Below are 14032 nucleotides of genomic sequence, written 5' to 3' on the forward strand. Positions count from 1 at the left end.
AGCCTCAATGACTCTTTCATTTCATAGCCTTGGTCTATCTGAAGCCAGAGTTCGCCACCTAGAAAAAGTTGGGTTTACTGTTCCAACCGCGATTCAGACACAGGCGATTCCACATTTGTTGTCCGGACGAGATGTCGTTGGACAAGCTCAAACGGGAACTGGCAAAACAGCCGCTTTCTCGCTGCCAATTTTAGAGCGCATCAACTTAAATAATGGTGCGGTTCAAGCTTTAATTCTGACTCCGACTCGTGAATTAGCTATTCAGGTTTATCAATCCATTCGGGCTTTTAATCACGATAAACGGCTGCATGTACTGCCAATTTATGGGGGGCAGTCGATCGATATTCAAATTCGGCGGTTGCAGCGTGGCTCTCAAATTGTAGTGGGCACACCAGGACGAGTTCTAGATTTACTCAATCGCGGTGATTTACGCCTCGATCAGTTGAACTGGATTGTGTTGGATGAAGCCGACGAAATGCTAAACATGGGCTTTATTCAAGACGTAGAAAAAATTCTTAGCCAAGCCCCAGCAGAACGGCAAACTGCGTTCTTCTCGGCCACCATGGACCCCTCTATTCGGGAACTGGCCGCTAAGTTTTTGCGATCGCCCGTCACGGTTACAGTTGAGCAACCCAAAGCGGCGCCAGCCCGGATCAACCAAGTTGCCTATATTGTGCCGCGTGGGTGGACGAAGGCTCGCGCACTTCAACCCATTTTGGAAATGGAAGATCCGGAATCGGCATTGATCTTTGTGCGCACTCGCAAGGCAGCGGCAGAACTAACGCGTCAACTTCAGGCGGCGGGACACAGCGTTGACGAATATCATGGCGATCTCAGTCAGTCGCAACGAGAGCGGTTGTTGTTAAGATTCCGGCAACGACAAGTGCGCTGGGTGGTTGCCACCGATATTGCGGCTCGTGGCTTGCATGTGGAAGATTTGACCCATGTGATTAACTACGATCTGCCTGATAGCGCTGAAAGCTATGTGCACCGCATTGGACGGACTGGACGAGCCGGCAAAGAAGGAACCGCAATCTCGATCATTCATCCATTAGACAAGCGTAAATTGCGCGATATTGAGCGACACATTCGCCAACGTTTGGAAATTGGTACAATTCCAACCCGGGCTGAAATTGAGGCGCGCCATCTACAGAAATTGCAAGATCGTTTGCGGGAAACGCTTTCTAGTGAGCGCATTGCCTCCTTTTTGCCGATTGTAGCCCAACTCAGCGAAGAGATCGAGCCTCACATGATTGCGGCAGCGGCTCTGCAAATGGCCTATGACCAAACACGTCCTACTTGGATGCGGTTGGAACCAAATTACGAAGAAGTGCCCGTCGATGAACCTCGTTCGTCCCGTTCTTATCCCTCTAAATCCAAGCCAATTAAGCGCAAAGCTCCTGTTTCTTCCTAGTGCAAACTGAAATCGGGATAACGGATAAAACAAGATAGAATTTGATTCCGAATCCCTCACCTTTCAGTTTCATGTTGTCTACTCAACTTCTAACTCACTACCGCCAGTTAAGTCAGCAACCCTTCACGGTTGTAGATGTGGAAACAACGGGTCGATATCCCAGCCACGATCGCGTGATAGAGCTTTCGGTTCTTCGCGCGACGCTGGTTGATGGTATTTTGCAACAACAAACCGATTTGGTTAATCCACAAATGCGCATTCCTAGCAATATCATTCAATTCACAGGGATTACGCAAAAAATGGTGGAGTATGTGCCAGCGGCGGCTGAAATCTTTCCCTCCTACTGGCCGCTGTTGAATGCTGGCGTGCTCACGGCCCACAACTTAGAGTTTGACTACCCCTTTCTGCAAGCAGAGTACGATCGCCTAGGGACTGTTTTTAACCGACCGGAATCGCAACAACTCTGTACAGTGCAGTTGTCGCGGCTAATGCTGCCCGATCTGCCCTCGCGCCGTTTACCAAAACTCGTCAAACATTTTCGATTCAACGTCGATACCTCCCATCGAGCAGAAGCCGATGCCTTGGCCTGCTGGTTACTACTAGAGCGGTTGCTAACCGAAATCTTAAATGAATCCGATGAGGTACTATTAGCTCGTTTCGCCAAGCAATGGATGCCGCTGAAATATGCTGCCAAGTTATTGGGTTGCTCACCTCAGGAAGGGCAAATTCGCTTAAATATGGCAGGTATCTCTTCTCGGTTTGTGGGGCGTGGCAAAATGGGGACGTTCATGTATCGTCGTGGCGAGGTAGAGCAAGTATTTTACGAACAACTAGGTAATGCTCAATTAACGTCTTTCTGAAGAAGTTTGAACATTCATGAGTGAACGGTGGTTGGAATGGGCCCAAAAGCTGCAAGCGATTGCCCAAAACGGTTTAACCTATAGCGAAAATCCTTTTGATATCGATCGCTATCAACAAATTCAAGCATTAGCGGCTGAGATTTTGTCTGCCCATACTGACGCAGACCCTGGTTATTTTTTAGATTTGTTTGCGCAAGAAACGGGATACGCTACGCCCAAAGTGGATGTACGTGCTGCCGTGTTTCAAGCAGACCAAATTCTGTTGGTGCAGGAACGGTTAGATGGAGGGCGTTGGACGTTACCGGGTGGTTGGGTAGATGTAGGTGAATCACCTAGCGTGGCTGTGGAGCGGGAAGTCTGGGAAGAAACGGGCTATGAAGTTAAAGCCTTAAAATTAGCGGCATTGTACGATCGCAGCCATCCCCGCCATGGTCATCCACCGTTTATTCATCACACCTATAAAGTATTTTTCCTCTGTGATCTATGGGGTGGCACCCCCACCGAAAGCTATGAAACTGGAAAATCAGCCTTTTTTAAGGAGTCCGAGATTCCAGAGCTTTCCTTGACGCGGGTTGTGCCTTCGCAAATCGCACGCTTATTTGAACATCATCGTCATCCAGATTGGCCCACTGATTTTGATTAACCCTGTATCAGGTGACATAGAAGCAGATTCAACCAGTAGATAGAGTGTGTCACCGATACAACTCTGATAAGTTGAATAACAACTTACACTTGCATTCATGCCTTAAATCATTATGTTGGGAATTAATCAACTTAAAACGGTTGCACTCTTGGGCTTACTGAGTGGTGTAATTGTTTTGGCCGGCTATTATTTGGTCGGTAATGAACAGGGATTAATCCTTGGATTAATTTTTGCCGCCTTCACGTCGATCGGCTCCTGGTATTATTCCGATCGAGCCGCACTTGCTTCGTTTCAGGCGCAGCCCCTCACTCGTGAACAAGCTCCTGATCTCTATGATATGGTGGCAAAGTTAAGCGATCGGGCTGGAATTCCCATGCCGAAACTGTTTATTGCACCAAGTAAATCTCCGAATGCTTTTGCAACAGGGCGCGATCCCAATCATGCGACGATCGCAGTGACAGAGGGAATTTTAGAACTGCTTTCGCCTGACGAATTGGAAGGCGTGATTGCCCATGAATTAACCCATGTCAAAAATCGCGATACTTTGATTCAGGCTGTAGCTGGAACTTTGGCGGGTGCGATTACTTTTCTGGGTCGGATTCTCACCTTTGGGGCGCTATATGGGCCAGTTGGGCCAGGCAACCGTCGGGGTAATAATCCGCTGGGGCTATTGTTTCTAATTATCTTAGCTCCGATTTCTGCAACCTTAATTCAGCTTGCCATTTCTCGGACACGAGAATATGCTGCTGACCAGGGTTCCGCTGAAATTACGGGTAATCCATTGGCTCTGGTTAGGGCGCTAGAGAAGCTGCAATCCATGGGGCAGAAAGTTCCAATCCACGGTAATCCTGCATTTTCGCCTCTATTAATCATCAATCCTCTTTCAGCCGACGGACTGCGATCGCTGTTCTTGACGCACCCGCCCACGGAGGATCGGATTCGCCGTTTGCAAGAACTAGCTCAGCAATTGCAGCAGCAGCCTCAAACGGCAGCAGCTTAAGTGTACTTGAGGTTAGTATGATTGAGGCTATTTATCAATTAAGCCTTGATGGGGCGGGATCATCTCGCCCTTCGCTGTTAGGATCAGATGACTGCCTTTTACCTATCTCTACGCTGAGGCAATGCCAGAAGGACCTGAAATTAAACGAGCCGCAGACGACATTACTGACGCGATCGGTCACGAAATTGTCACTGATATCTTCTTTGCGTTTGATCACCTTAAAGTCTATGAATCTGTTTTACAAGGTCAAACGATCGTTTCTGTAAAATCTAAAGGAAAGGCACTTTTAATTCGCTTCGATAATCAACTCAGCATCTATAGTCATAATCAACTGTATGGTAAATGGATCATCCGCAAAGCCCACTCCTATCCGAAAACCAATCGCCAGTTGCGGCTAGCCATTCACAATACTAAAAAATCGGCCCTACTCTATAGCGCCTCAGAGATTGCTGTGCTCACTGAGGCTGAAGTGGCTACCTATCCGTTTCTAAGCCAACTTGGATTAGACGTGCTAGATGATGCAACCACGGTAGACCAAGTGATTCAACGTTTTACCCTTAAACCGTTTTCGCGACGCCGCTTAAGTGGGCTTTTGCTCGATCAACGATTTCTCTGCGGACTAGGAAACTATTTGCGCAGCGAAGTGTTGTTCGTTGCTAAAGTGCCACCCATCCACCGCCCACTCGATTGTTCCTCTGAACAGATTGCTCAACTTGCTGCCGCCGCGATCGCCCTACCCCATCAGTCCTATAATCATCGTGGTATCACCACGGATTTGCAGCTAGCTCAATACTTGAAGGAACAGGGACACCCCCGCAAAGCCTATCGTCACTGGGTATTTAATCGTTGGGGCAAACCGTGCTACGTCTGTGGAACAGCGATCGTTAAGGAAGTCCTAAGTGGACGACGATTGTATTATTGTCCTTACTGTCAACGATCGGATGATGAGGGGTAATTATTAGTAGATCGTTTTAGTAGATCGTTTTAGTAAATCGTTAACCGGTAGCGCCCCCGTCCAGTAGCGTTGCGTGAGTTCACAATCACATAATATTGACCATCCTCAGGGAGTTCTATCGAAATGCGAGCGTTTAAATTACCGCCGCTGTTGTCGTCTTCGGCAATTACCTCTCCCTCTGCATTGACCAAGAAGATATAGGGGTCAAAGTCAGGGCTAGTGAGATTAATATGAACTGTTTGTCCACGATTACCAGAAAACTGAGCCGTACTGAAGGGGCTATTATCGATGTCAAGGGTCGCATTTTCGTCCGAAAGGACACCTGCGGTATCAACAAAGTAGCGCGTTCGATCGCGGCTGACTTGAAGTCCATAGCGTCCTTCCATGCCAGGGTCTGTATAAACCACAATGCCATACTCGCCCGTTTCTGGTAGCCGCAGGAAAAGCTGATTGTCTACTGGAATGAGGGGATTCTCAGTAGGAATGCGAGCCTCCCCAGGGGTGATTGTCCCACCAAGATACTGTTGGTCTTCAGGCGCAGACAGATTGAGCACTCGCATATAGGGGTTGAGGCTTAAGCCATTGGGACGCGGATCATTACTGTTCGTCAAGGTGATGACGATCGATTCGTTAGCACGACCGGTGAACTGATATACTTCGACGCGGCGATTTTGTTCATCCAGATAATCGGCTCGTCCCAACACTCCCGGCACCACGTCTCCAATGCTGATTTTGGTAAGAACTGGCTGACTGGGCGGGCCAGCAACAGGTCGCGGAGGAGGCTCTGGTGCAGGGGCAGCTTGAACAGGGGGCTGAACTGGTGCAACAGGCCCCGGATCAACGGGCGCTGGCTCAACAAACGCTGGCTCAATGGGGGCTGGTTCTGGAGGGAAATCAAACGTTTCAGCCGGTTGAATCGCTGGCGGTTCTGGGGGAATAATTTCTGGTTGGGGCGCGACTTCGGCGGGTGCTCGATCGATTTCATTGAATTCGCCGCCAAAGTCTTGAGCGATAACCCTGGGACTTGAAAGCCCTTGAATTAAAAGAACACTGACTGTCAGCCAAGATTGAAGTGTTGCATTCTTTAAGAGAAAGCCGTGAAGTTTGCAATTTTTATTTGGTTTTGGCATCGGCAACATCGAATTCTCCGCTATGGGTTTTTAGATCTGTTTCTGACTCTACAACACTCGATTGCATCATCGGTTGGCGACTTGAATCTGGGCCTTTAGCCGGTCTTGCAATTCAGCTAACGACCGTCCTGCTCCTTTCTCGGTGAGATAGGTTTGCCAGTAATCCGAGCGCAGGATTCCTTGTTGATCCCCTTGCCGAGGATAAATGACCAATTGAGTGAAATCTGTGTAGACAGGAGCTACCTCTTCCCCATTTCCTCTCAATAATTCCATCAATAGAGCGGTAGTTCGCCGAATTGATTCTGGTTCCGCCCGACGAGGGTTAGAAGCACTGTCATAGCTGACGGTTACTTGTTCAGATGTCACCTCTTCTACAGCCAACTTAAATGAAGGCAAGGTTTCTGAAAGCCTAGGATACCGTTGAGGAACCTCATTCTGTAAATAATTTTGCAGCACGTTTTTCTGCCAGCCGTGAATAAATTTCTCGGCATCTGGGTAAATCACAGAAGTCTCAGGAATTTCTCGGGCTTTGTCGATTGCCTGCTGCCAGTTTGGGTTGGCTTGAGAAGCAATATTGACAGCGGCTTGCAGCGTTGCTCGGTCTTGCGCCGACGCACACGTATTTGCAATCGATGTCACCTGAGCACGCAAATCTTCCGAAAAACCGCTTTGGACAGTACTTTGTAGCGATCGGGCTGCACTGAGACAGGACTGATAATCTCCCTGGGACTGAAACATCTCTAGTTCTTCCAGCTTCGCCTGCACTTGTTGCTGAGGCCGTATTTGTTGCAAGTAGTAATACAACCCCCCTGTGGAAATAGCAACCAGCGTCGCTGTCATTCCTGCTGCAACCAACGCTCGGGCAGATCGCTCTGAAGGACGGTCTGAAGCGGGGCGGACTTGGGTAGGTGGGACTGAAGGAGAGACCAGAGAAGTAGGCGGGGTTGATGGCAATGATGGAGATGGAGCTACGGGAGGCACGGACAAATGGGGATGGGTAGGCGGAATAGAAGCCACAGGAGGAACTGGAGTCACAGTTGCACCCGTTGGGGATACGACAACAACTGGAGCCATTACGGTCGCGGGAGCCATTGTTGCTTGTAGGGCTGCCAACATATCTTGGGCAGTCACAAACCGATCGCGGGGATGATATCGAATCGATCGGTCTAGAATTTCGGTTAACTGGTCGCTAACAGTAGGAGCATAGGTCCGCCACGCTGCAAACTCACCCGTGTGGTGATTAGTGGGCAACTCTTGCGGCTGTTTTCCGGTTAATAAGTAAATGCAAGTCAGCCCTAAGCTGTAGAGATCACTCGAGAACAGAGGGCGACCAACGCCTTGCTCGGGCGGCATGTAGCCGGGAGTGCCAATCACGATCGAGCTAACGGTTTGACCTTGGGAATTTACCATGGTTCCCACCGACTCTTTCACGGCACCAAAATCGATGAGAACAGGCAAGCCGTCGCTGTGGCGCAAAATCACATTATCCGGCTTGATATCTCGATGAATGATGCCGCGATTGTGAATATGCCCCAGTACGGGTAACGTTTTCTCTAACAGTTGTTTAACGGCAAACTCACTCACTACCCCTTCACGACGCACCTTGGAAGCAAGGGTTTGTCCTTCAATCCACTCTTGAACCAGATAAAATCGACCGGACTCCTCAAAATAAGCATACAATTCTGGAATTTGGCTGCTTGCTCGTCCTAGTTCTTCTAAAATTGCTGCTTCGCGTTGAAATCTTGCCTGAACAATCTCATAAACCTGCGAATTATTGCTCAGTAGTTTGAGTTGTTTGATGACACAAAGGCGCTTCGATGGCAAGAAGCTATCCTCAGCCAGAAAGGTGTCACCAAAACCACCGCTGGCTAAGACCCGAACAACTCGATATCGATGGTTCAGAATCGTAGGGGGCGTCATGTTAGAAATTCAGAGCATAACAACTAGAACAAGAGAGTGAAAGAGCGTGTCTTGGAGAGACATGCAGGTTCCATCCAAATATTGCCAGCCACCTCCTTGCTTAATCAAGACAGTTTTCAGACAAGTTGACAAACTATTTTCTGCCACATTTGGAAAAGTCCTCACAGGCGATCGGGCTACTTTCGTATACAGGCAAAAGAGGTCTAGCTCCAGAATTGACAGAAAATTACCGCTGTTTATCAGCCTTCCAAGTCCCGCCGTAGACATAGTACGGGTTATTTTGATACACCGTTGGCCAACAGTGTTTGCAAACAAACACCCATTTTGCCGATGCATCCTGACGGACTCGGTAAAGTGTCGAAGCGGGTTGAGCACAGCCATGACAGAGCTTCACACGGTTCGATCGCACAGCTAGCAGTTCTCCCCTTATCTCTCTGCTGCTATGCCATCACCGATGCTTCTGGACGAGCAAAAATCATGCGTCCAGCCGAGGTTTGTAACGCTCCAGTAACAATAACAGAGACTTCGTCGCCAATGTAGCTGCCGCCTTCCTCGACCACTACCATCGTTCCGTCTTCGAGATACCCCACCCCTTGAGCTGGTTCCTTACCTTGCTTAAGAATCTTGAGATCGATGAGGTCACCTGGCAAATATGCAGGTCGCATAGACTGGGCTAAATCGTTGATGTTGAGAACATTCACGCGCTGCAAACTCGCCACTTTGTTCAAGTTATAGTCGTTGGTTAACAAGGTCGCATTAATTTCTTGAGCAAGGCGAATTAGCTTGGCATCAACAGTCGCGACATCGTCGTAGTCTGCCGGATGAATAATAATCCGCTCTGGGAATGTGCTTTGCATCCGGTTTAAGATATCTAGACCGCGCCGTCCCTTGGCCCGCTTTTGGTCGTTTGAGGCATCGGCCACAGTTTGCAGTTCTTGTAGGACAAATTGCGGAATCAGAATTTGCCCTTCCAAAAATCCTGTACTCAGCAAGTCCTCAATGCGACCGTCAATAATGCAACTGGTGTCGAGAATTTTTGTGGTGGCTGGTTTTAAGGTTCCCTCGGCCACCAGCATACTCTCAACGCTATTGGGGTTGATTAAGCGCAGCAGGGTGCGTCCGTGGATGTCTGCCAGGTTAATTCCGGAAAAGGCAAACATGACGCTGCCTAAAATGGCAGCTAGCGGCTTGATAAAGGCAAATTCGCGTGGAATGGGAAGCAGAAAAATGGGGGCAAGCATCAGATTTGCCACCAGCAAACCCAATACCAAACCAACCGATCGGCTCAATAGAATATCGACTGGCATTTCTCGAACTTGGCGCTCTACTCGACGATAGGCTGTTTGAGCGACCAACCCCACAGCCAACCCAATTAATGCACCAAATCCCGCTGTCACGAAGCTTAGCCCTTCCAGGCTTGTCACCTGATTTAAAACATCACTGGGTAACAGTTCAACGCCATAAAAGCCGATTCCTGCCCCTGTTATGATGAATGACAAAATAATGATGGCATCAAGCATGATTCCAATCCAGATTGGATAAGGGTGCAGTTCTGGTCAAAAGCAAGACCGAATGTTAAGTTGAATCGATACGATTGAATAGTTCCTAGCAAACTAGTGATTCCTGGTGGACCTGGCGGAGGCTGGAAACCGATCGGAAAGACCTTAACAGTTGGGCTTGCTCAGCCTCATTATATCGCCCTACTACAAGAAGGATTTTGTAGTGGTTTTTCTACACAATTCCTTAAGCAAGAATTTCTTAACGAGCAGTGGATCGGACTGGTGATGAGTGATGGATCATGGATAAAGAGAGGGTTAATGGGGTGGGGCAAATGCTCGATCAGTCAATGTCACACCCAATGCAACTGCTGAGTTTTGACCGTTTAGAGCCATGGCAAGTCCCAACGGCTGCTTATGTCCATATTCCCTTTTGTCGGCGGCGTTGCTATTATTGTGACTTTCCGATTTCGGTGGTAGGCGATCGCCCGCCCCTGTCTCGTCGGCAAGCTCAAGCGGAGCAAGAATTTGGTACGATTGCTGAATATGTCGAGATGCTGTGCCGAGAGATTGCAATGGTACAAGCAGATGAACCCCTGGAAACGGTGTTCTTTGGCGGCGGCACGCCTTCGCTGTTGACGGTTGAGCAACTCGAAAAAATTTTGTCCACCCTTGATCAACATATTGGAATTACACGACAGGCAGAAATTTCGATTGAAATCGATCCTGGCACATTTGATCGATCGCGACTGCAAGGTTATAAAGCAGCGGGGGTCAATCGCGTTAGCTTGGGTGTGCAAGCGTTTCAATCAGAACTGTTAGCCGCTTGTGGCCGTACCCACACGCTCGATGATATTGAAACGGCGGTGGAGTGGATTCATCAAGTGGGGATAACAAACTTCAGCATCGATCTGATTTCTGGATTACCGCACTTGACCTTAGAGAACTGGCAGGATTCGCTGCAACGTGCCATTGCATTCGCCCCCACCCATGTTTCAGTTTATGACTTAACGGTGGAACCGGGAACTGCCTTCGATCGCTGGTATAAAGCAGGTACGGCTCCGTTACCTACGGATGAACTGACCGCGCAAATGTATCGCATTGCCCAAGCGACCCTTACTTGTGTAGGCTATGAGCATTACGAAATCTCGAACTATGCCAAACCAGGTTATCAGTGCCGTCACAATCGTGTCTATTGGGAGAATCGATCCTACTACGGCTTTGGCATGGCAGCGGCAAGTTATGTTAACGGGCAACGCTTCACCCGTCCGCGTAAACGACGAGAGTATTACGAGTGGGTTCAAGCCTTACAACAGCGCCAAGGGGCGATCGATTGTCCAGTAGTTTCTCTTGACGAACAACTGCTGGATACATTGATGCTGGGCTTGCGCCTTGCGGATGGATTGGCAATTGATCCGCTAGTGGTACGGTTTGGCAAAGACACCATTCAGCAAGTTCTAGATTGTTTGCAACTGTATCTTCAGCAAGGCTGGGTGGAGTTGCTAGACCAAACTGGACAGCCGATCGAGTTCACAAGGCAGAGCGAAAACCCATCTGGGGAACTACCTGAAATCGATCGAATTCGTCTCAGCGATCCAGAAGGGTTTCTTTTCTCGAACGTGGTGCTAACAGCGCTATTTGAGCAGAGAACCTAGGGTTATGACTTGCCGTGGAGTTGCTGTAACAAGTTCAGCAGTTGCGCGACGCACCCCTTCAGTAAACCTCATTGTGAGTTTCATATCGAGCAAAATAATGTTTGACAGTCCGTCATTTGACACAATTTCTCATCACGTAAATAATTGCTATGCCTCATAGTTCTAGCGTTCGACGCAGTCCGGTGTGAGTGTAGGTTTTGTGGGGTGTAGGAGTGCGCTTAAAATGAAATATTCAGTTTGTGTTGGCCCAGTAGGCACGGTGTGTTTGCTGCTGATTGCCCCTGCTTATGCATTTGAGACTCAGAGATTTAGCGAAGCGGAGATTGTTGGAGAGCAGACAAGAGAGCGTCGGTTTAGTATTGAAGATTCTTTCTTACCTCTAGATGTGTTCAGTTTTGATATAGATAAAGATACGCTCGATGAAGCAACTCTAGAAATAGGTACATCTGTCTCGCCTAATTTGCAGCTTGAATCAGAATACGCTGACTCGCCAACTGTTCAGCCAACTCAACTAAGCGAAATTGATCAACCCTACACAACGATCGGTGAATCACTGGAAGCTCAATCGGTGACTGTTATCACGAACGTTCGAGTCAACCTTTTTGGTGTAGGTGTTGATATTATCTTGGATGCAATTGAACCACTTCCTTCTACTACAACTTTTACCCTGGGCAATGCCCTGATTGTTGAGATTCCCAATGCGTTGTTAACAAACGAGTTTGAGCAAGTTAATCCAACAGAGGGAATCGCTCGAATCAGCGTCGAGAATTTACCAGGAAATCGTGTCCGGCTTGCAATCACCGGAACCGAAGCGGCTCCAATGGTAGCAGTGCGATCGGAAGCGCAAGCATTGGTAGTTAGTGTGACTCCTGAATCGGTCCCAACTGAATCAATCATTGAGGAGACGATTCGCGTCTTGGTGACAGCCGAGAAGACGCCAGAAGATTCGTTGAATGTGCCAATTAGCTTGACAGTACTACCAGAGCAACAGATTGAAGATGCACAAATCAATTCGATTCGTGACGTGGCAGCCAATACGCCTAATTTTTTCACAACTGTGGGCGATCGTGCCTTCAACTTCTATAGTATTCGAGGCATTAGCAACAGCAATTTCTTAACGCGAGACAGCGTTGGATTCTACCTCGATGATGTGCCGATCGAATATTTTCACCAGCTTTTTCCTGGTGAACTGTTCGATCTTGAACGAGTAGAAATTCTCAGAGGGCCTCAAAACCTCCTCTATGGCCGCAACAGCGTTGCAGGGGTTGTTAACATCATTAGTCGTCCTCCCAGCGAGTCTCTAGAAGCGCAGCTTGCAGCCGAGTATGGCACCTACAATCAACGCCGCATTCAGGCTTCCATTAGCGATACGCTAATTCCTGAGACGTTGGGGCTTCGCGTATCGGGGGCTTATAGTGCCCGCGATGGTTTTGCCGAAAATATCTTACTAGATGAATCTGCTAACGATCAGGCAGATATCGCTGGACGAATCAACTTAGTCTGGACACCCGCAGAGGATTGGAATATATCGTTGAATGTTCTGGGGGCGGCCTCTCAAGATGGTGGAGTAACTTATGTGGATGTGAACCAGGACAATCCCTTTGAAGTAGAAGAGAACGAGATTGGTGAACTGGATCTATCGGTTAGTGCTCAATCGCTCAGGGTTGCGTATGATGGTTCCGATTTTCGATTTACCTCAATCACTGCCCACAATTTCAGTGATGTCGGCTATCGCTCTGACGGAGATTATACTGCCGCAGATTTGTACAGCTTTAATTCACAAGTGATTTCCAATATTTGGAGTCAGGAATTCCGTTTCCACTCTCCAGAAGCCGCAGAGCGGTTGAGATGGTTAGTCGGAGCCTACTTTCAAAATCGCACATTTACCATCGATCAACAGCAAGTTGAGTACACTCCAGAGGGTGCGGCACTGTTTGGTATCCCCGATATTCGATTTGGTGAAACCTTTGCTGAGTATGAGCAAACCACCCTAGCCGCATTCAGTCAAGTTGACTTTAGACCGATCGACCCCTTAACTCTCACGCTCGGATTACGTTATGAATATTCTCGTGATGAACTAGAACGGAGTGAACGAACGGAAACGTTTGATGGGACCGTGACTACTAGCGGTGAAGTGGAGGATTCAACTAATGGAGATACTCTGCTGCCTCGGTTTGCTATTAACTATCGGTTTATACCCAATGCCGCTGTCTATGGCAGCATCACGCGCGGCTATCGACCTGCGACGTTGAATTATAGCATTGCTGATCCTACCCTCAACAATGTGCGGCAGGAAGAGTCCTGGAACTATGAGATTGGATTGAAATCCTCCTGGCTGAACGATCGTCTCTTCCTTACCTTGGCAGGCTTCATCAATGAAATCAATGACTATCAAGTGCTGCTGCCCAATGAACAGGGCTTCTTCACCGATATCACCAATGCCGATGTTAGAGTCGTGGGCCTGGAAGCCGAACTGCGAGCCATTCCAGCAGATGGACTAGAACTGATTGCGGGCTTTGGTTACGCGGATGCTGAATACACTGACTATACCAATCCCTTGACCGGAGAAGACTTCAATGGCAATCAACTCACTTATGCGCCGGAGTACACCTACAACCTGGCCGCACAATATCGCAGCCCCGGTGGGTTCTTTGGCAGAGTTGAATTGCAAGGAGTCGGATTATACTTCTTCGATGATGCCAATACAATCGAACAAGCTCCCTTTGCCTTGGTGAATGCTCGCATTGGCTACGAATTTGAAAATACGGGGATTTATCTGTTTGCCAATAACTTATTTGATACAGAATACATCACCGTGGCCTTTGTTCCAGCGGGTGTTGTTCGTGGTAATTTTGGCGATCGCCGCACAGTTGGTGTGCAGGTGCGAACCCGATTCTAAGATTTACGCCATCGAATTCTCATCCAATATTCTTCATTGATGGTTTTGGTATTTAGAGAC

11 protein-coding genes are annotated in these 14032 nt (G+C 48.4%); 7 read left to right on the forward strand and 4 right to left on the reverse strand.

Translation table 11 applies throughout. The features are described from left to right. The first annotated feature begins 7 nt into the window (after positions 1-7). The 5 genes from OXH18_RS15140 to nei all read left to right on the forward strand — a co-directional run bounded on the left by OXH18_RS15140 (position 8) and on the right by nei (position 4872). A complete protein-coding gene (locus OXH18_RS15140) occupies positions 8-1414 on the forward strand; it encodes a DEAD/DEAH box helicase (protein ID WP_268607936.1) in 1407 nt (468 codons plus the stop codon). A gap of 71 nt (positions 1415-1485) precedes the next feature. Next, positions 1486-2274, forward strand: coding sequence for a 3'-5' exonuclease (locus OXH18_RS15145; protein ID WP_268607937.1), 789 nt, complete (start codon positions 1486-1488; stop codon positions 2272-2274). A gap of 16 nt (positions 2275-2290) precedes the next feature. Then, positions 2291-2917: an NUDIX hydrolase gene (locus tag OXH18_RS15150; protein WP_268607938.1), complete on the forward strand. Its 627-nt coding sequence runs from the start codon at positions 2291-2293 to the stop codon at positions 2915-2917. Between the two features lie 112 nt (positions 2918-3029). Then, on the forward strand, positions 3030-3917 hold the full coding sequence (locus OXH18_RS15155) for a M48 family metalloprotease (protein ID WP_268607939.1): 888 nt from the start codon (positions 3030-3032) through the stop codon (positions 3915-3917). 121 nt (positions 3918-4038) lie between these two features. Next, positions 4039-4872: an endonuclease VIII gene (nei, locus tag OXH18_RS15160; RefSeq protein ID WP_268607940.1), complete on the forward strand. Its 834-nt coding sequence runs from the start codon at positions 4039-4041 to the stop codon at positions 4870-4872. A gap of 29 nt (positions 4873-4901) precedes the next feature. Here nei and OXH18_RS15165 read toward each other — a convergent pair whose 3' ends face one another. The 4 genes from OXH18_RS15165 to OXH18_RS15180 form a co-directional block, all read right to left on the reverse strand. Then, positions 4902-6011, reverse strand: a complete 1110-nt coding sequence (locus OXH18_RS15165) for a PPC domain-containing protein (protein ID WP_268607941.1) — start codon at positions 6009-6011, stop codon at positions 4902-4904. A 57-nt stretch (positions 6012-6068) separates the two neighbouring features. Then, positions 6069-7922 (reverse strand): serine/threonine protein kinase, encoded by a 1854-nt coding sequence (locus OXH18_RS15170; protein ID WP_268607942.1) that lies wholly within the window; start codon positions 7920-7922, stop codon positions 6069-6071. A 226-nt stretch (positions 7923-8148) separates the two neighbouring features. Beyond that, positions 8149-8331: a hypothetical protein gene (locus tag OXH18_RS15175; protein ID WP_268607943.1), complete on the reverse strand. Its 183-nt coding sequence runs from the start codon at positions 8329-8331 to the stop codon at positions 8149-8151. 31 nt (positions 8332-8362) lie between these two features. Beyond that, the gene (locus tag OXH18_RS15180; protein WP_268607944.1) at positions 8363-9442 is read right to left on the reverse strand and encodes a PIN/TRAM domain-containing protein; all 1080 of its coding nucleotides are present in this window, start codon (positions 9440-9442) and stop codon (positions 8363-8365) included. A 338-nt stretch (positions 9443-9780) separates the two neighbouring features. Here OXH18_RS15180 and hemW point away from each other — a divergent pair, with 338 nt between their 5' ends. Both hemW and OXH18_RS15190 read left to right on the forward strand, forming a co-directional pair. After that, complete coding sequence (gene hemW / locus OXH18_RS15185) at positions 9781-11073, forward strand: radical SAM family heme chaperone HemW (RefSeq protein WP_268613193.1); 1293 nt, start codon at positions 9781-9783, stop codon at positions 11071-11073. Positions 11074-11296: 223 nt separating this feature from the next. Continuing rightward, the gene (locus OXH18_RS15190; RefSeq protein ID WP_268607945.1) at positions 11297-13972 is read left to right on the forward strand and encodes a TonB-dependent receptor domain-containing protein; all 2676 of its coding nucleotides are present in this window, start codon (positions 11297-11299) and stop codon (positions 13970-13972) included. Positions 13973-14032 lie beyond the last annotated feature (60 nt).

The organism is Thermocoleostomius sinensis A174 (assembly GCF_026802175.1).
Taxonomy (GTDB): domain Bacteria; phylum Cyanobacteriota; class Cyanobacteriia; order Elainellales; family Elainellaceae; genus Thermocoleostomius; species Thermocoleostomius sinensis.

Excerpts from the sequence above, each read along its gene's own strand:
- OXH18_RS15140 (WP_268607936.1), top strand. The coding sequence starts at position 8 with ATGACTCTTTCATTTCATAGCCTTGGTCTATCTGAAGCCAGAGTTCGC.
- OXH18_RS15145 (WP_268607937.1), top strand. The coding sequence starts at position 1,486 with ATGTTGTCTACTCAACTTCTAACTCACTACCGCCAGTTAAGTCAGCAA.
- OXH18_RS15150 (WP_268607938.1), top strand. The coding sequence starts at position 2,291 with ATGAGTGAACGGTGGTTGGAATGGGCCCAAAAGCTGCAAGCGATTGCC.
- OXH18_RS15155 (WP_268607939.1), top strand. The coding sequence starts at position 3,030 with ATGTTGGGAATTAATCAACTTAAAACGGTTGCACTCTTGGGCTTACTG.
- nei (WP_268607940.1), top strand. The coding sequence starts at position 4,039 with ATGCCAGAAGGACCTGAAATTAAACGAGCCGCAGACGACATTACTGAC.
- OXH18_RS15165 (WP_268607941.1), bottom strand. The coding sequence starts at position 6,011 with ATGTTGCCGATGCCAAAACCAAATAAAAATTGCAAACTTCACGGCTTT.
- OXH18_RS15170 (WP_268607942.1), bottom strand. The coding sequence starts at position 7,922 with ATGACGCCCCCTACGATTCTGAACCATCGATATCGAGTTGTTCGGGTC.
- OXH18_RS15180 (WP_268607944.1), bottom strand. The coding sequence starts at position 9,442 with ATGCTTGATGCCATCATTATTTTGTCATTCATCATAACAGGGGCAGGA.
- hemW (WP_268613193.1), top strand. The coding sequence starts at position 9,781 with ATGCAACTGCTGAGTTTTGACCGTTTAGAGCCATGGCAAGTCCCAACG.
- OXH18_RS15190 (WP_268607945.1), top strand. The coding sequence starts at position 11,297 with ATGAAATATTCAGTTTGTGTTGGCCCAGTAGGCACGGTGTGTTTGCTG.